The organism is Myxococcus sp. CA056 (assembly GCF_013336715.1).
Taxonomy (GTDB): domain Bacteria; phylum Myxococcota; class Myxococcia; order Myxococcales; family Myxococcaceae; genus Myxococcus; species Myxococcus llanfairpwllgwyngyllgogerychwyrndrobwllllantysiliogogogochensis.
Map to the genome: position 1 here is coordinate 57,232 of NZ_JABUMT010000005.1, position 16,975 is coordinate 74,206.

Annotated in this window: 12 protein-coding genes; 7 read left to right on the top strand and 5 right to left on the bottom strand. The window is 68.5% G+C overall.

Annotated elements, in window-relative coordinates:
- Positions 1-21: 21 nt before the first annotated feature.
- The 6 genes from HUA76_RS22550 (at position 22) to cglE (ending at position 10,290) form a co-directional block, all read left to right on the top strand.
- Positions 22-1,563, top strand: coding sequence for a tetratricopeptide repeat protein (locus HUA76_RS22550; protein WP_174459187.1), 1,542 nt, complete (start codon positions 22-24; stop codon positions 1,561-1,563).
- 225 nt (positions 1,564-1,788) lie between these two features.
- Positions 1,789-5,451, top strand: a complete 3,663-nt coding sequence (locus tag HUA76_RS22555) for a tetratricopeptide repeat protein (RefSeq protein WP_174462033.1) — start codon at positions 1,789-1,791, stop codon at positions 5,449-5,451.
- The gene (locus tag HUA76_RS22560; protein ID WP_174462034.1) at positions 5,448-6,944 is read left to right on the top strand and encodes a lipopolysaccharide assembly protein LapB; all 1,497 of its coding nucleotides are present in this window, start codon (positions 5,448-5,450) and stop codon (positions 6,942-6,944) included. The genes HUA76_RS22555 and HUA76_RS22560 overlap by 4 nt, the downstream gene beginning before the upstream one ends.
- A gap of 181 nt (positions 6,945-7,125) precedes the next feature.
- A complete protein-coding gene (locus tag HUA76_RS22565) occupies positions 7,126-7,419 on the top strand; it encodes a hypothetical protein (protein WP_141646035.1) in 294 nt (97 codons plus the stop codon).
- Between the two features lie 51 nt (positions 7,420-7,470).
- The gene (locus HUA76_RS22570; RefSeq protein WP_174459184.1) at positions 7,471-9,519 is read left to right on the top strand and encodes a TonB family protein; all 2,049 of its coding nucleotides are present in this window, start codon (positions 7,471-7,473) and stop codon (positions 9,517-9,519) included.
- 168 nt (positions 9,520-9,687) lie between these two features.
- On the top strand, positions 9,688-10,290 hold the full coding sequence (gene cglE, locus HUA76_RS22575) for an adventurous gliding motility protein CglE (RefSeq protein WP_174462035.1): 603 nt from the start codon (positions 9,688-9,690) through the stop codon (positions 10,288-10,290).
- A gap of 12 nt (positions 10,291-10,302) precedes the next feature.
- Here the strand turns inward: cglE and HUA76_RS22580 are convergent, their stop codons facing one another.
- Both HUA76_RS22580 and HUA76_RS22585 read right to left on the bottom strand, forming a co-directional pair.
- Positions 10,303-11,064 carry an SDR family NAD(P)-dependent oxidoreductase gene (locus HUA76_RS22580; protein ID WP_174462036.1) on the bottom strand — a complete coding sequence of 254 codons (762 nt, stop codon included), beginning with the start codon at positions 11,062-11,064 and terminating at the stop codon, positions 10,303-10,305.
- Positions 11,061-11,540, bottom strand: a complete 480-nt coding sequence (locus HUA76_RS22585; protein WP_174462037.1) for a DUF1772 domain-containing protein — start codon at positions 11,538-11,540, stop codon at positions 11,061-11,063. The genes HUA76_RS22580 and HUA76_RS22585 overlap by 4 nt, the downstream gene beginning before the upstream one ends.
- Positions 11,541-11,697: 157 nt before the next feature.
- Between HUA76_RS22585 and HUA76_RS22590 the strand changes: the two genes are divergently transcribed.
- Positions 11,698-12,153: a MarR family winged helix-turn-helix transcriptional regulator gene (locus tag HUA76_RS22590; protein WP_174462038.1), complete on the top strand. Its 456-nt coding sequence runs from the start codon at positions 11,698-11,700 to the stop codon at positions 12,151-12,153.
- A gap of 195 nt (positions 12,154-12,348) precedes the next feature.
- Here HUA76_RS22590 and typA read toward each other — a convergent pair whose 3' ends face one another.
- The 3 genes from typA to HUA76_RS22605 all read right to left on the bottom strand — a co-directional run bounded on the left by typA (position 12,349) and on the right by HUA76_RS22605 (position 16,931).
- A complete protein-coding gene (typA, locus tag HUA76_RS22595; protein WP_141646029.1) occupies positions 12,349-14,196 on the bottom strand; it encodes a translational GTPase TypA in 1,848 nt (615 codons plus the stop codon).
- Between the two features lie 213 nt (positions 14,197-14,409).
- Complete coding sequence (locus tag HUA76_RS22600) at positions 14,410-15,351, bottom strand: alpha/beta fold hydrolase (protein WP_174459179.1); 942 nt, start codon at positions 15,349-15,351, stop codon at positions 14,410-14,412.
- Entirely contained in the window at positions 15,348-16,931 is a 1,584-nt protein-coding gene (locus HUA76_RS22605) for a sigma 54-interacting transcriptional regulator (RefSeq protein WP_141646027.1), read from the bottom strand. Before HUA76_RS22605 ends, HUA76_RS22600 begins: the two co-directional genes overlap by 4 nt.
- Positions 16,932-16,975: the final 44 nt, after the last annotated feature.

Genomic DNA, 16,975 nt, shown 5'->3' on the forward strand with positions numbered 1-16,975 from the left:
GCCATGAAGGCACGACTCGCCATGAAACGACTGCTCCACATCCTCGTCGTCCTGGCGCCGTTCGCGGTGGCCGCCCAGCAGGACTCGGGTGGCTACAACCGCGCGCTGGCCGCCTTCAATGCCGGTGACTTCGACACCGCCGCGCCGCTCTTCTTCCAGGCCTCGGAGTCCGGTGGTGACGCGGACACGAAGGGCAAGGCGGAGTTCTTCCTCGCGCAGTCGCTGGCGAAGAAGGGCCTGCCCGTCTCGGCCTTCATCTCCTACGCGGCCATCGTCAACGCCGGGCCCTCGCACCCCTCGTACCTCAAGGCGGTGGAGGGGCTGGTGGACATGCAGCAGCAGTTGGACGAGCAGAACCTCATCCCCAGCATCCTCAACCAGGCGTACTCGGAGGAGGTGCGGGACAAGTGGGTGACGCTGCCGAAGGAAGTGCTCGCCCGCATCAACTACCTGGTGGGCACGGTGAGCCAGCGCCGCATGCGCTTCGAGGAGGCGCGCTCGCTGCTGGAGGCGGTGCCGAAGGACAGCCGCGTCTACGCGAAGGCTCGCTACCTGCTGGGCGTGGTGCTCGCGGACCCGCGCTTCCCGGGCCGTCCCGGTGAGGGCGAGGCGCTGGACAAGGAGGCGCTGGCCGCCTTCAACGCCTCGCTGTCGTCGAAGGAACCGCAGGTGGAGCTGAAGGCGACGCAGCACCTGGCCCTCATCGGCCTGGGCCGGCTGCACTACCGCCGTGGCGAGTACGCCGACGCCACCGTCGCCTACGAGAAGGTGCCGCGCTACACGCGCTATTGGGACCAGTCCCTCTTCGAGAACGGCTTCGCGCGCTTCCAGAACGAGGACTTCGGTGGTGCGCTCGGCAGCCTCCAGGCGCTGCATGCGCCGCAGTTCGCCGGGGCCTTCCAGCCGGAGTCGTGGATCCTCAAGTCGACCGTCTATTACTACTCGTGCCTCTACGACGAGGTGAAGACGACGCTGGCGGCCTTTGACGAGCTTTATGGCCCCATGGCCAAACAGCTGGAGCCCTTCACCGCCGAGGACGGCGACCTGGTGCAGGCCTACAACCTGGTGGCCGCGGAGAACCGCCGGCTGCCGCGTCCGGTGTACCTGTGGCTGCGCAACAACGAGCGCATCCGCGAGGTGATGCGCGTGCTGGCGAAGCTGGATGAGGAGAAGCGGGACTTGAGCGGTGGCCCGTGGCGCGGCACGCCCCTGGCGACGCAGACGGTGGCCTCACTGGAGGACGTGCGCGGCACGCTGCTCCAGGTGGGCGGCACGCTGGCGCGCAGCCGCATTCGCGAGGCGGCGGACAACCTGCGGACCTTCTCCGACCAGGCCGAAATCATCCGCGTGCAGACGGCGCTGGACGAGAAGGACTTGCTGCAGGCGGGCGTGGACCAGAAGGCGCTGCTCACGCGCCAGTCGCTGTACCGCCCGAAGATGCCGGGCGCGGCGTGGAACTACTGGAAGTTCCAGGGCGAGTTCTGGATCGACGAGATTGGCTACTACCAGTACACGCTGAAGCGTGGCTGCCCGGCGAAGACAGCCGAGCAACAACAGCCGTGACGCCATGGGCCACGGTTGCCCAGACATCGTCCACGAGGGGACCTCCTTGGCGCACATCAGGTGCCGGGGTGGTCCCCTTCGGCGTTGTTGGTGCGCTGCATGCCATCGCAAGAGGCGTTCCACGCCACTTCTCATTCGTGGAGTGCGCGTCTACTTTCGTTCGTCCCTCGTGCCCGGGCGAACGGCTGCTCGGTGGTCGGGGCGGCTTCACAGTCGGGAGCTCGCATGAAGGTGGTGCTTCGTTTCGGTGCGCTGGCGGTGGGCGTGGCGCTCGCTACTGGCGGCGGGGTGGGAGAGGCGGCGGAAGCGCCAGCGCGCAAGGCGATGAAGAAGCCCGCGGCGTCGTCGGCGTCGAAGACGTCCGGTGCGGCGGGCGCGGCGAAGAAGGGCGCCCAGGCGAAGAAGGCGGAGGAGAAGGCGGCGCCACCGCCGGGTGTCGCGCCGGAGGACGTGCGGCGCGGTCCGGCGCGCGTGAAGCCCGCCACCGCCAAGTTCGCCGACATTCCTCGCATCGCGGACTCGCGCAAGAACGCGCTGGCGGACAAGAAGCGCGACGAGGCGATTGAAGCCTTCAAGCGCCTCATCCCCAAGCTCCAGGACGGCAATCAGCAGAAGGCGGAGATGCTCTACCGCCTGTCGGAGCTGTACTGGGAGAAGTCCAAGTACCTCTACCAGTTGGAGATGGACCGCTTCCTCGCGGAGGAGAAGAAGTTCGACGCGGCCCAGGCGCGGGGCGAGAAGCTGGAGGCCCCCAAGCAGGACCATCGCGAGAGCGAGCGCTACCGCACGGAGACGATGGGCATCTACGAGGACATCCTCCGGGGATACCCGCAGTACCCGCAGCGCGACGAGGTCCTCTTCTCCATGGGCTACAACCTCTACGAGCTGGGCCGGCGTGACGACGCCGTGGCCCGCTACGAGGAGCTCATCAAGGACTTCCCTCGCTCGCAGTTCGTGCCGGACGCGTACATCCAGCTCGGCAATCACTACTTCGAGTCGAACAAGCTCATCCCCGCCAAGGCCAACTACGAGAAGGCCCGCGACTCCGGGGTGCCGAAGATCTACGGCTACGCCGTCTACAAGCTGTCCTGGTGCGACTACAACACCGGCGACTACGACGCGGGCCTGAAGAAGCTGCACGAAGTCGTGGACTACGCCGCGAAGCAGCCGGAGCTGGGGGACCTGCGCACCGAGGCGCTCAATGACCTGACGGTCTTCTACGTCCAGTTGGATCAGCCCAAGCAGGCCATCTCGTACTTCCGCGAGAAGGCGCCGGCGAAGCGCCAGGGCCGGCTCATCGCCAAGACGGCCGCGGGCCTGGTGGACGCGGGTCACTTCGACAGCGCCATCCTGCTCTACCGCACGCTCATCGACGACGAACCCATGGGCGTCAGCGCGCCCGAGTACCAGCAGGCCGTCGTCCGCGCCTTCGAGGGTCTGCGCCAGCGGCAGCAGGTCCGCAAGGAGATGAAGCGGATGGTGGACCTCTACAGCCCGGGGGGCGAGTGGTGGAAGTCCAACGAGGGCAAGGCCCCCGTGCTGCGCAACGCCTTCAACGTCACGGAAGAGGCGATGCGGGTGATGGTGACGGAGTACCACCAGGAGGCGCAGAAGACGCGCCAGGTGGAGACGTACCGGCTCGCGCGCGACATCTACAAGCAGTACGTGGAGGCGTTCGCCTCCAGCTCCAACCCGGAGTACGTGGCGGACTCCGCCTTCAACCTCCGCTTCTTCTACGCGGAAATCCTCTGGGCGCTCGAGGAGTGGCAGGCCGCCGCGGCCGAGTACGACGCGGTGGTGGCGTTCAAGATTCCGGACCGCGACTCCGCGCGAGAGGTCTCCAGCGAGAGCTACCGCAAGAGCGCCGCGTTCAACGCCATCCTCGCCTACGACAAGCTGGTCAAAATCGAGCGCGGTCAGCTCGCGAAGAGCGACCTCAAGGACGGCCAGAAGGTCGACGAGAAGAAGGACAAGGGCGACGTCGCGCGGCAGAAGATCGTCAAGCGCGACGCGAAGGAGAAGGAAGAGGAGTCCCTGACGAAGTTCGAGGAGCGGCTGGTCTCCGCGTGCGACACGTACGTGAAGCTCTACCCGGACACGCAGGACGAAATCGACCTGCGCTACCAGGCGGCCGTCATCCTCTATGACCGCAGCCACTTCGTGGACGCGGCGCGGCGCTTCGGCGAAATCATCGAGAAGTTCCCCGAGGAGCGTCGCTCGCGTGACGCCGCGGACCTCACCATGTACGTGCTGGAGAGCCGCCAGGAGTGGCTGGAGCTCGCCACGCTGTCGCGCAAGTTCCTCGACAACAAGAAGCTGGCCAAGCCCGGCTCCGACTTCGCGCTTCGCGTGGGCCGCGTGGTGGAGGGCAGCCACTACAAGTGGGTGGACGAGGTCGTCTACAAGCAGGAGAAGAACCCGAAGAAGGCCGCCGAGGAGTTCCTCAAGTTCGTGAAGGAGTTCCCCAGGTCGGAGAACGCCGACCGCGCGCTCGTCTACGCCATGTCCATTGCCCAGGAGGCCGGCGAGCTGGACCGGGGCATCGAGGCGGGTGAGCGCGTCCTGGCCGAGTACCCGCGCAGCCCCTTCGAGCTGAAGGCGCGCTACACGCTGGCGGGCCTCTACGAGAAGGTCGCCGACTACCGCAAGGCGGCGACGCTGGCCGAGTCCTTCGTGGCCCAGTACGACGCCGCGCTCAAGGCCGGCGAGGCCGACGGGAAGAAGGCGAAGGACGCTCGCGCGAAGACGACGGCGAAGAAGAGCGACACGCCGGGGGGCGAGGAGGATGCGGACTCGCGCCGCTCGCAGAAGGCCGCCGAGCGCAAGGCGCTGGTGGCCGAGGCGGGGGCCTGGGTGGCGGATGCCCAGTTCAACGCGGGCGTATGGTGGGAGGGCGCCGGCGAGGCCCAGAAGGCCGTGGCCGCCTACAACGCCTACGTGACGCGCTTCCGTGAGCGCAAGGACGTGCCGCAGGTGGCCTACTCGGCCGCGCTCGTCTGGGAGAAGGAGCGCAAGTGGAGCGAGGCGGCCCGTGCGTTCGCCTCCTTCGCGGACGGCTACGGACGGGACTCGCGTGCGACGCCCGCGCAGCTCTACCTGGCGCGCTACCACGAACTGCTCGCCTGGCAGCAGCTCAAGAACGCGCGCGAGCAGGAGCGCGTGCAGGCGGAGTTGGTGCGCGCGTACGGTCGGCTGCCCGAGGCGGTGCGCAAGGAGGACGCGCCGCTCAACGCGTACGCCCACGCGCGCTTCCTGGCGCTGGAGCCCACGTGGAAGCGCTACTCGGACATCCGCTTCACGCGGGTGAGCACCATCCGCAGGGACCTGGCCGCCAAGCAGCGCGAAATCCAGCGCATCGAAAAGGAGTACCTCGCGGTGCTCTCCACGGGCTCGGGCGAGTGGGGCATCGCCTCGCTGACGCGCATCGGCCTGGCCTACGCGGACTTCGCTCGCAACATCATGGACTCGCCGGACCCGACGGGGCTCGATGAGGACCAGCTCGGCATGTACCGCGCGGAGCTGGAGAACCTCGCGCTGCCCCTGGAGGACAAGGCCAACGAGGCGCTGGAGAAGGCGCTGGAGAAGTCCTACGAGCTGGGGCTCTACGGCCCCTGGACGCTGGCCGCGCAGGACCAGGTGAACCGCTTCCACCCGGGCGCCTATGCGCAGGTGAGGCAGGTGGGCTACCGCAGCAGCGACACGCTCGCGACGGCCGACCTCGCGAAGGAGCCCGGAGGAGCCGCGGGTGCCACCGCCACGCCGGCGCCGCCCCCGGACTCGAACGCCCCCACGGCTCCCGCCGAGCCGAAGGACGGCGCTCCGAAGCCGCCAGCCTCCGAGGACAGAACGCAGGCACCCACGGCCGCGGTGCAGGAGGTGCGGCCATGACTCGCGACACGTCGAAGACTTCCACGGGAATGATGCCGATGAAATGGTTCCGCTCGCTCGTCGTCGGCTCGCTGGCCTTCACTGCCGGGTGCGCTTCGGGTCCTCAGCAGAAGCCCTCCGCGCTGCCGACGAAGCAGGCGCCCTCCGCGCCGGCCTCCTCGACGACGCCCTCCCAGCTCGCGCGGCCGGAGGCGAAGGAGGCCAGCGCCTCCGACCACTTCACCCAGGCCCTCCAGGCCTATGAGGCCGGAGACCTGGACGCTGCCCGTCAGGGCTTCGAGAAGGTGCTGGCGAAGTCGCCGCAGAGCCTCAACTCGCAGTTCAACCTGGGCGTCATCGCCGAGCGCCAGGGCCGCGTGGACGACGCGCGCAACGCCTACGAGAAGGTGCTCCTGCTGGAGCCGGCGCACACGCCCTCGGTGGTCAACCTGGCCAGCGTCTACCGCAAGCAGGAGCGGGGGGATGATGCGATTGCCCTCTTCGAGAAGGCGCTGAAGGCACCCGGTCACGCGCACGACGCGGCGCTGCTCAACGGCCTCTCCGCGACCTACCGACAGCTGGGCAAGCTGGACCAGTCCGAGCTCACCGCGCGCCGCGTGCTGGAGCGCAACAAGGACCACCCGGACGCGTACAAGAACCTGGCGTACGTGGCCTACGCTCGCGAGAAGTACCGGCTCGCGGAGCTGCTCGTGGGCACCGCGCGCAAGCACGCGGAGAAGGACCCGTCCCTCTACAACCTGCTGGGCATGGTCTACCTGAAGCTCGACGAGCGGCCGCGCGCGCTCGCGCAGTTCCAGAAGGCCGTGTCGCTCGACGAGAGGTACGCCCCGGGCCACCTCAACCTCGGTGCCCTGGCGCTCAGCTACCGCGACTACGCGGGCGCCGAGCGGGCCTTCACCCGCGCGCTCGAACTGGAGCCGGACTCCACGGAGGCGCGCCTGTCGCTGGCCTGGGCGCTGGATGGACAGAAGGGGCGCGACTCGAAGAAGGGCATCGCGGCGGGCGAGGCGTTCGAGAAGGTGCTCGCCAATCGCGCGGACCTGCCCGAGGCCGTGTGCGGCGCGGGCTGGGCCTTCGCCTCGGACCGCACGGGCTGGGAGCGCGCCGTGGCCTTCCTGGACCGCTGCAAGTCACTGGAGTCCACCACTGAACAAGAGCGGCAGATGATCACCGCCAAGGTCCAGGGCCTCCAGAACATGCTCAAGGCCCCACCGCCGGAGGCCGCCACCGCCGGCGCGGAAGGCGAGAAGAAGGACGAAGCCACCGGTGGCGCGGGCTCCATGCTGAACCAGCTCCCGCAGGACGCGAACGCGCCCACGGAGGCCACGCCTCCCCCCGCGGAAGGCGCCGGGGCAGTCGAAGGGGCGACGACGCCCGAGGCAACCGAGAGCGCTCCAGCGGAGGCCGCGCAGCCGAGCGGTGAGGGCACGGGCACGTCTGCTCCCGCACCAGTGCCGGCGCCCCAGGGTGCGAGCGCTCCGCCCACGAAGTAGGACGGCAGGGATGACAGGGTCTGGGGGAAGTTTTTTCCATCCTCCAGGCCCCCACGTGGAAGGCGGCGAGCGAGTTCCATAGGATTCAGGGACTTGGATTTGGATCGCCCCGTGCAAGGACTCGCGGGTACCTCTTCGAGAACCCGCTGTCACACCCGAGGAAGCAACAGGAGGGCTGGGTATGAGGCGTCTGGCATCGACGGTGACGGTGGTGGGGCTGCTGTTCAGTGCGCCAGTGGCGATGGCGCAGGAGCAGGGTCAATCGAAGGACACGGTGAAGATCGTCCAGGAGGAGGACCGCACGGTCTTCCGGAAGAAGACGGTGATCGATTTCACCGATGTCGCGGTGGAGGGCGAGCTGACGAAGCCGGAAGGCTCGTACGTGCTCCACCGCAAGAAGACGGACTTCCAGAGTCTCATCAAGGTCCGGGAGAACTTCGACCCGGAGCTTCAGAAGTCCGTCGACAACCTCTAGCGGCGGCGGTCAGGCGTTTTCGGGAGCGGAAGGGAAGAAGGAAGAATCCTCATGGCGGCGGCGAAGAACAACGGCTTGACCCTTCGAATCACGGGGCCTGATGGCTCCACGGTGGAAACCGTGTCGGAGGCGGAGAGCGTTATCGTGGGGTCGGGCGCCCAAGCGGCGGTGAAGATTCAGGATCCGCGGGTCTCCAATCTCCATGTGATGCTCAAGGTAGACAAGGACGGCTCGGTCACGGCCATCGACCTCGGGAGCGAGGGCGGCACGGAGGTGAGTGGCCAGAAGCTGGTCATCCCCACGGCGCTCAAACCCGGGGACGTGCTTCGCGTGGGCGGCACGCGGGTGGAGGTCCTCTTCGGAGGCGACCCACCCGAGCGCCAGGCTCCCGCGGGAGCCAAGGTGTCCGGACCGCGCTTCCAGGGCTCGGTGACGCAGCGGGCGCCGACACCGGTGCCCATGGCGATACCGCAGGTGGTGACACCGCCCTCGGCGGGAGCAGGCCAGACGCGCGGAGGGTTCGTCTTCACGAGCCCTCGCTCGGAGCCTGCCCAGTCCGTGGGTGGACTGCGCACCGAGCGGGTGGCACCTCCCGCGGTGAATCGCGTGGGGCCTCCACCTCCGCCTCCAGCGGCCCGGGTGGAACGGCCTGCTCCGGTGCCACCCGTCGCCGCGGCGCCCAGGCGCGCGGTGCTTCCCCACCTGCAGGAGCAGCTCCCGCTCGAGGCGATGCCCACGGCCCGGGAAAAGGTACTCCAGGTGTCGATGCTGTGGGGCGACACGCTGTTGCAGGTACAACACTTCAAAGACGGCGTCCCCGTCACCATCGGCGAAGGGAAGAAGAACTTCTTCAACGTCTATGTGCCCTCGGTGGGCAAGCGGTACGAGCTGGCGGTGAGCCGGGGGGACGTGCTGGAAGTGCACGTGCCGGCGGGCTCGGGTGCCATCGTCACCGAGCGTGGGAACGTGAAGTCGAAGGACGCGCTGCGCGCGGCGGGGCAGCTCACCGGGACGGCGGAGGACAAGGAGCAGGTCTTCAAGCTGGGCCTGCATGACCGGGTGGAGGTGTCGCTCGGCACGGTGGCCTTCGTGGCGCGGTACGTGAAACCGTCGCCGGTCATCGCGGCCAACGCGTTGGTGGAGGCGGACTACACGTTCTTCAAGATCGCCACCATCTGCCTGATGGCGGGCGTGGCGGTGGTGCTGGCGATGGCGCTGACACCGCGCGCGGAGCGGGCGCCGCACGACGACATCTTCGAGTCCCAGCAGCGCGTGGCGAAGTTCCTCGTCACGCCGGAGAAGAAGCTCGAGCAGAAGAAGCTCCAGCTCACCGGCGTGGAGGAGGGCGTGAAGGCGAAGGACGAGGAGGGCAAGTTCGGCAAGGAGGACGCGAAGCAGGCGGAAGCGGCTCCGTCCAAGCCCGGCACGCCCGTCGTCGACAAGACGAAGAAGGAGAAGGACCGCCAGGTGGTGGGCAAGGTCGGCCTGCTGGGCGCGTTCAAGGGCATGAAGGGCGGCGCCTCGGACGTGTTCGGCCCGGGTGGCTTCGGCACCGGCCTGAACAACGCGCTGGGTGGTCTCAAGGGCGGCGCGGCCATGGGTGACGCGCAGGGCGTGGGGGGCCTGGGCTCTCGTGGCGGAGGCACCGGTGGTGGCGGCACGGCCATGGGCATCGGTGGCCTGGGCACGAAGGGGGACGGACGTGGCGCGGGTGGCTCGGGCGGCATCGACCTGGGCGGCCGTGGCAAGTCCATCACCAAGGTCATCCCCGGCAAGACGACCGTGGTCGGCGGCCTGGACAAGGACGTCATCGCCAAGGTCATCCGGCGGCACCAGAACGAGATCAAGTACTGCTACGAGTCGGAGCTGAACAAGGAGCCGAGTCTGGCGGGCAAGGTCGCGGTGGCGTTCACCATCGACCCGACGGGCGCGGTCTCCGACGCCACCGTCTCCGAGTCGACGCTGGGCAACTCCCGCGCGGAGCAGTGCATGATTTCCCGCATCCGTCGCTGGAAGTTCCCGGAGCCCAAGGGCGGCGGCGTGGTGGCGGTGACGTATCCGTGGATGTTCTCGCCCGCCGGTTCCGAGGGCGAGGGCTGATAGCGGACGCGGGCGCTGTCGGGACGCGCTGAGCGTCCCTCAAGTGGCGTGGACGGAACGGTCCACGCCACTTTCATTTCAGCCCCTCATTGCCGAAGTGAGGGGGGCGTCACTAACGTCCGGCGCCGCTTCCGGTTGGACCGGGAGGGCACCGCGTGGGGAGGACCCGTGAAGAAGTCCCAGCTGGTTGCCGCGCTTGCGCTGCTGTCGACTCCGGCCCTCGCGGCCACGCCCCCGGAAGGGGTGGACTTTCAGCCGCGCCGCGGCTTCTACACCGACACCAACATCGGCGTGTTCTTCACCGTGGGCGGTGAGAACGCGTACTCGAACGCGCAGACCTACCTGCAGCTCGGGGTGGGCTATGACCTGACGGAGCGCATCTCGCTGGGCGCGCACTTCGGCATGGGCTCGTCCGCGCAGAACTGCTTCGCGGGCTATCTGCCGGGCACGGAGACGTGCGCGCTCTCCGACAACTTCACCATGCAGTTCCTGGACGTCACAGCCGCGTACCACGTGCGGCTGATGGACCGGCTGTACCTGACGCCCAAGCTCGTCGCTGGCTACACGCGGATGGACCCCGCGCCGGTGGACCCGGACGAGGGAAACCCAGGCCGGGCCATCAGCTCGCCCAACGCGGGCGTGGGCGTGGGGCTGGAGTACGCCACGGGCATGGACCACTTCTCCGTGGGCGCGGACCTGCTGGCCCGCTACGTCATCGGCCCCAACATCACCTCCTTCGCCTTCTTCCCGAAGGTGAAGTACACGTTCTGAGCCCCACCGCGCTCAGGCGCCCGCGAGCCTGCCTCCGTCGACAGCGAGCGTCGTTCCCGTGACGAACGACGCCGCGTCCGAGCACAGCCAGGTCACGGCCCGAGCGACCTCTTCCGGCGTTCCGATGCGTCCCATGGGCACCGCGCGGACGATGGGTGCCCGGCGCTCCTCGGGGAGCTGCTGGATGCGGCCGGTGAGGATGGGCCCCGGGGCGACGACGTTGAGCCGGATGCCCTGGTCCGCGTAGTCGAGCGCGGCGGAGCGCGTGAGCCCGATGATGGCGTGTTTGGTCGCGCTGTAGCCGCCCATGCCCCGGACGCCCTGGAGCCCCGCGGTGGATGCCATGTTGACGATGGCGCCTCCGCCGGACGCGAGCATCGCGGTGAGTTGATGCTTCATGGCGAGGAAGAAGCCTCGCACGTTGATGCGCCAGGCGCGGTCCAGGTCCTCGACGGAGAGCTTCGCCAGGGGCGCGGGCATGTGCCCATCCGCGGCGTTGTTGAAGGCCGCGTCCAGCCGACCGAACCGCGCGACGGTGGTGCGGACCAGGGCCTCGATGGACGCCTCGTCGCCCAGGTCCGTGGGGACAGGGAGGGCGGTGCCTCCCTGCGCCTGGATGTCATTGGCGAGCGCTCGCAGGGCGTCCTCGGAACGCGCCGCCAGCACCACGGTGGCGCCCGCGTCCGCGAAACTCCGGGCCGTCACCGCGCCGATGCCCCGGCTGGCGCCGAGGACGATGGCGACCTTGCCACTCAACGGGCCGTGGCTCGTCATGACGCCGCCTCCCACTTCGAGATGGCGCCGCCCACCAGGACCCAGCCCAGCGCGAGCACGACATGGCGGCTCCAGGAGAGCTGGAGCCAGCGTTGTCCGCGCGCCGCCAGCTCCCCGTCGTAGGGCCCCTGCGCCCCCGCGGCGGCCAGGGCGTTGATCTCCGGGGCGAAGATCGCCCCCGACAGGACCCAGACCAGGACGTAGGCACCCAGGGCACCCGCGAGCAGCTTGCGGCGAACCGGTGAGCGCCAGTTGAGCACGAGCGATGCGACGAGCGTCCCGAGCAACGCCGCCTGGAGAGGCAGCCAGAAGGCCATCGCGCTCCCGGCCCGCTCACCAATCAGCAGCAGGGACGTGGGGGGCGCCTGGAACCAGGCCGGCATCACGAACAGGGCTTCGTTGATGCCCGCGCCGAGCACCAGCCCGAACAACAAGCTGCAGTACAGCAGGATGTAGAGCGACCGCTTCTTCCCCATGGTGACCTCCGTCGAGCCCGGCGTCGGCGAAGACCGAATCCCCGGCCCGTCGTCACCGGGATGATTGGGAGAAGGTTGAAGTCATTCAACTATTGAATCTGTTAAATTATGTGAAGGAGGCCTCGCAATCGAGGTGGGTGCGAGGCACATTCGGTCCATGGCTGGGGACGGCTCGAAACGGAAGGACGCGCTGGCGGAAGAGGTCTGGCGACACTGCTTCGGCTTCTTCATGCGCACGCGCGCCCAGAGAGACCGGGTGTTGGAGCGGCTGGGCCTCACGCCCAACGATGCTCGCGCGCTTTCCAGCCTCGAGGTGGGAGCGGGGAAGGTGATGCGCGCGTTGGCGGAGGAGTGGGGGTGTGATGCTTCCAATGCGACCTGGATGGTCGACCGACTGGAGGCGCGAGGGCTGGCCGCGAGGACAGCGGACCCGAAGGACCGGCGGGTGAAGCGCGTGGCGCTGACCCCGCGTGGCGCGAAGGCCCGGCGTCAGCTCCAGGAGGGGATGTACGAGCCACCGCCCGAGCTGCTCCAGCTCGACGTGGCGGAGTTGGAGCAACTGCGCGCCATCTTCGAGCGACTGGCACCCCCGAAAGGAACCGGCGACCGCTGACCCGAACCACGGAGGCCCCGCCCGGGTGCGCTCCACCACGGGAGCCTCGGTGCGCGTGTCACCGGAGTGTGAGGGGTTGGATGTGGACCCGACCGGGACGGCCAGCCACCCCTTGAGTCCGGACGCACGAAGGGCCCGCCCCCGAAATCGGGAACGGGCCCTGGGTGCTACACCGGCCTGGAGCCGGCGTCGGGACTACTCGGCGTCGGCCGCGCGCTCTTCACGCTTGCGGTCGCGCTCGGCGCGGTAGCGCTCGCCCACGGCCAGCGACTTCTTGCGCATGCGCACGGACTTGGGCGTCACTTCCACGAGCTCGTCGTCGGCGATCCACTCCAGGGCCTTCTCCAGCCCCATCTCGCGGGGTGGGACGAGGATGACGTTCTCGTCGCGGCCAGCGGCGCGGATGTTGGTGAGCTTCTTCTCGCGGCAGCAGTTGACGTTCAGCTCGGACGGGTGAGCGTGCTCGCCGATGATCATCCCCTCGTACACGGTGATGCCGGCGGGGACGAACAGGTAGCCGCGCTCCTGGATGCTGAACAGCGCGTAGGGCACGGTGTCGCCCAGGCGGTCCGACACGATGGCGCCGTTCTGCCGCTTCGGGATGTAGCCGAACCACGGCTCGAAGCCGTCGAACTGGCTGCTCATGATGCCCTCACCGCGCGTAATCGTGAGGAACTCCGAGCGGAACCCGATGAGGCCGCGAGCGGGGATGCGGAACTGGAGGCGGGTGCGGCCCGAGCCCAGCGGCGCCATGTCCGACATGCGGCCCTTGCGAGGCCCCATGCGCTCCGTCACCACGCCGACGCTGGTCTCCGGCACGTCGCAGAACACCAGCTCCATCGGCTCGTGCAGCACGCCGTCGATGTGCTTGGTGATCGGCTCCGGGTTGGAGGCCGTCAGCTCGTAGCCCTCGCGGCGCATGTTCTCGATGATGACGGCCAGCGCGAGTTCGCCACGGCCGACGACGCGGAACGCGTCAGGCGTCTCCGTGTCCTCCACGCGCACGGCCACGTTGCGGTAGGCCTCGCGGTACAGGCGCTCACGCAGGTTGCGGGAGGTGACGAACTTGCCTTCCTTGCCCGCCAGCGGCCCGTCGTTGACCTTGAAGATCATCATCATCGTGGGCTCATCCACGGTGATGCGCGGCAGCGCCACGGGCTTCTCCGGGTCGCCGAACGTGTCGCCGATGGACACGTCCTCGATGCCGGCGATGGAGACGATTTCACCGGGGCCCGCGTCCTGGATTTCGACGCGCTTCAGGCCGGAGAAGCCGAACAGCTTGACGATCTTCCCCTGCTCGACCTTGCCACCCTCGCGCACGACGGAGACGGGCATGTTCGGCGTGAAGCGACCGGCCTGCACGCGACCCACCGCGAGGCGGCCGACGTAGTCGTCGTAGTCCAGGTTCGCCACCAGCAGCTGCGGCGTCTTCTCTTCCGACGCGGACGGGGGCGGGATGTGCTTGATGATGGCGTCGTACAAGGGCTCCAGCGTCTTGCCGGGCACCTCGAGCGACGTGGACGCCTGACCCTGACGGGCCACGGTGTACAGGACGGGCATCTCCAGCTGCTTATCGTCCGCGCCCAGGTCGATGTAGAGCGAGTAGACCAGATCCAACACTTCGGGAGCGCGAGCGTCCTGACGGTCGATCTTGTTGATGACCAGCACCGTCTTCAGGCCCATGGCGAGCGCCTTGGTGAGCACGAAGCGCGTCTGGGGCAGGGGACCTTCGGCCGCGTCCACCAGCAGGATGACGCCATCGACGAGGCGCAGACCGCGCTCCACCTCACCACCGAAGTCGGCGTGGCCCGGGGTGTCGATGATGTTGATCTGCATGCCCTTGTAGCTGACCGCGGTGTTCTTCGCGAGGATGGTGATGCCCTTCTCGCGCTCGAGGTCGTTGGAGTCCATCACCCGTTCGGCGACGTGCTCGTTGCTACGGAAAGTGCCCGCCTGCCGCAGCAGGTGATCGACGAGCGTGGTCTTGCCATGGTCGACGTGGGCGACGATGGCGACGTTACGGATGTTTTCGCGAGGAATCATACGAACCAAACTGAGGTGAATGGCGGGGGGGAAGCCGCGTTGTGGACAGGTCTCCCGATCCCCACCGGAACCCGGAAGGCGGGGGCTTATATGCCGTGAGTGCGGCTCCTGCAATGAGCGCGGATGCTCCCCGGACGTTCAGCCAGGGGGTACACCCCGCCCGACAGGGTAAAGGCCGGGTATCCGGGGCATCTCGTCACCCGGGCGTCACCCTCAGGAACCCACTGGGGAGGAATTCCAGGCCTTGCCGCCCAGGGAGCCGGGGGTGGAAGGCATGCCCAGCCGCTCGCGGAGGAAGCGTTCGATGCGGACCTCGACCAGCCCCGGGGCCTCCAGGGGGGCGGTGTGGGTGCCGTCGGGGATGAGGACCAGCTCGGCGTCGGGAATCCGGGCGGCCATCTTCCGGGACAACCAGCCGGGGGTGAACTTGTCGCGCTCGCCGGCGACGACGAGGGATGGGACGTCCACGTGCAGCAGGTGGTCCCAGGCGGAGTGCTCGGACAGCGAGTCGAGCGTCCGCACGAAGACGACGGGGTCCATGCGGGCCAGGTGCTCGAAGTACGGCGCCAGGTCGTTCCGGGCGATGCGCTCGCGATTCATCTCCAGGGAGATGGCGAGCTGCACCGCCAGCTCCGTGCGCAGCGCCGCGTGGATGAGTCGTGCGGACTGCTCGGGGAAGCGCTCCACCACCCGGCGAAGGGTGGGGAACATCTTCTTGAGGACGGTGGAGTCGTGGAAGGTGTCCAGTGGGTTGCCGTAGCTGCCACACAACAGCACCAGGCCCTGCACGCGGCTGGCGTAGCGGCGGTGGAACTCCAGCGCCACCTGCACGCCCATGGAGTGGCCGAAGAGGACGGCGCGCTCCATCCCCGCCGCGTCCATCACCCGCTGCAAATCATCGCAGGTGTACAGCATCCCGATGCGCTCGCGGTCCTCGGGGATGCCGGAGCGGCCGTGGCCTCGGTAGTGCCAGCGCAGCACTCGGTGGCGCCGTGAGAGGTAGGGCGCCAGGTACTTCCAGGCGAAGCCGTCACAGCCCAGCCCGTCGCACAGCACCACGCCCGGCTCACCGTCGCCGGTGACCTGGTAGTACAGCTCCGCGCCGTCCGGGACGTGCAGGAAGTCCTGATGGAAGTAGACGGCCTGCGCGCTCATGCCTCCGCCTCCGCCTCGTCGTCCTCGGGCAGGCCCCTGTCCAAGCCGTAGCGGGCGATCTTCAAGATGAGGTTGGAGCGGCTGATGCCCAGCTCCCGCGCCAGGCGGCTCTTGTTGTTGCGCGTGCGCAACAGGCCCTGGTGAATCATCTCCCGCTCCAGCGCCTCCACCGCCTCGTGCAGCCGGCCGTGGGCGCGCGGGGGGATGAACGGCCCTCCGCCGGGGACGACGGCGTCGCGGATGCGGCTGGACAAGAGCTCCGCGGGCAGCATCTCCAGGTCTCCGCCGAGCACGAGCAGCCGCTCGATTTCGTTCTCCAGCTCGCGGATGTTCCCCGGCCACGCGTAGGCGCCGAGGATGGCCAGGGCCTCGGTGGACAGCCCTCGGGTGCGCTGGCCCTCGCGGTGGTGCTTGCGCAGGAAGTGGTCGATGAGGACGGGCAGGTCATCGCGGCGCTCGCGCAGCGGCGGGAGCTGCAGGCGGATGACGTTGATGCGGTAGAAGAGGTCCTCGCGGAACTCGCCCCGCTTCACCAGCTCGCCCAGGTCCTTGTGCGTGGCGGCGACGACGCGGACGTTGACCTCCTTGTGGTGCGTGCCACCCACGGGCAGGAAGGTGCCTTCCTGGAGCACGCGCAAGAGCTTCACCTGGAGGGCGGGGGACATGTCGCCCACCTCGTCCAGGAAGAAGGTGCCGCCGTCGGCCACCTCGAACAGGCCCTTCTTGTCGCGCAGCGCGCCGGTGAAGGCGCCGCGCGTGTGGCCGAAGAGGGCGCTCTCCAGCAGGTTGTCGTTGAAGGCCGAGCAGTTCTGCACCACGAACGGCTGGTCCTTGCGCGGACCGTTGTGATGGATGGCCCGCGCCACCAGCTCCTTGCCCGTGCCCGACTCGCCGTTGATGAGGACGGTGGAGTCGGAGTTGGCCACCTTCTCCATCAGCCGGAAGATCTCCATCATCGGCCCGGAGCGGCCGATGATCTTCTCGAAGCGGTAGCGCTCCAGCGCCTCGGGGGACGGGGGCGGGGCCTGCTCCTCGCGCCGCGCCAGCTCCGACTCGTGGGTGGCGATCTCCTGCGCCGCGAACTCCAGCAGGTCCGACAGCTTCGCCAGCTCCGAGCCGTCCAGGACGGGCACGCGCTCGTCGGCGCGGTCCAGGTCGGAGAACGGCGGCGCGAACTGGAGCAGCCGCGAGCGCAGCACCTCCACGTCGCGCGCGTTGAGCATCTGCCGGGCGAAGCCCTCCACGAAGAGACAGCCCGCGTACTCGTTGTCCACGTAGAGCGGCGCGCCCACGATGCTGAAGTTGAGGTGGCAGTCGTGGAAGAGCGAGCGGCGCACCTTCTTGTTGCCCCGGAACTTCTCGTGCAGCACCCGGACCGACTGGCTGCAGCGCCGCAGGCCTTCCTTCGAGAAGAGGGAGATTCGGCAGAACGGATTGGGGGGCGGGGCAATGTCCCCACGCTGCCACTCGTGCACCACGCCATGCCGATCCGCGAAGGAGAGCTCCATCTGCCACCACTTGCGGATGACATCTCTCAGCATGATGATGGTGTGCAGGCTCTGGTGCTTCTCGAAGTCCATCCCTACCTCCGTCCGGCCCGCGCACCGGGGAGGGAACCGGGCCG

What these genes read in the sequence shown, in the direction of transcription:
- HUA76_RS22550 (WP_174459187.1), top strand. Translation starts at nt 22, where the DNA reads ATGAAACGACTGCTCCACATCCTCGTCGTCCTGGCGCCGTTCGCGGTG.
- HUA76_RS22555 (WP_174462033.1), top strand. Translation starts at nt 1,789, where the DNA reads ATGAAGGTGGTGCTTCGTTTCGGTGCGCTGGCGGTGGGCGTGGCGCTC.
- HUA76_RS22560 (WP_174462034.1), top strand. Translation starts at nt 5,448, where the DNA reads ATGACTCGCGACACGTCGAAGACTTCCACGGGAATGATGCCGATGAAA.
- HUA76_RS22565 (WP_141646035.1), top strand. Translation starts at nt 7,126, where the DNA reads ATGAGGCGTCTGGCATCGACGGTGACGGTGGTGGGGCTGCTGTTCAGT.
- HUA76_RS22570 (WP_174459184.1), top strand. Translation starts at nt 7,471, where the DNA reads ATGGCGGCGGCGAAGAACAACGGCTTGACCCTTCGAATCACGGGGCCT.
- HUA76_RS22580 (WP_174462036.1), bottom strand. Translation starts at nt 11,064, where the DNA reads ATGACGAGCCACGGCCCGTTGAGTGGCAAGGTCGCCATCGTCCTCGGC.
- HUA76_RS22585 (WP_174462037.1), bottom strand. Translation starts at nt 11,540, where the DNA reads ATGGGGAAGAAGCGGTCGCTCTACATCCTGCTGTACTGCAGCTTGTTG.
- HUA76_RS22590 (WP_174462038.1), top strand. Translation starts at nt 11,698, where the DNA reads ATGGCTGGGGACGGCTCGAAACGGAAGGACGCGCTGGCGGAAGAGGTC.
- typA (WP_141646029.1), bottom strand. Translation starts at nt 14,196, where the DNA reads ATGATTCCTCGCGAAAACATCCGTAACGTCGCCATCGTCGCCCACGTC.
- HUA76_RS22600 (WP_174459179.1), bottom strand. Translation starts at nt 15,351, where the DNA reads ATGAGCGCGCAGGCCGTCTACTTCCATCAGGACTTCCTGCACGTCCCG.
- HUA76_RS22605 (WP_141646027.1), bottom strand. Translation starts at nt 16,931, where the DNA reads ATGGACTTCGAGAAGCACCAGAGCCTGCACACCATCATCATGCTGAGA.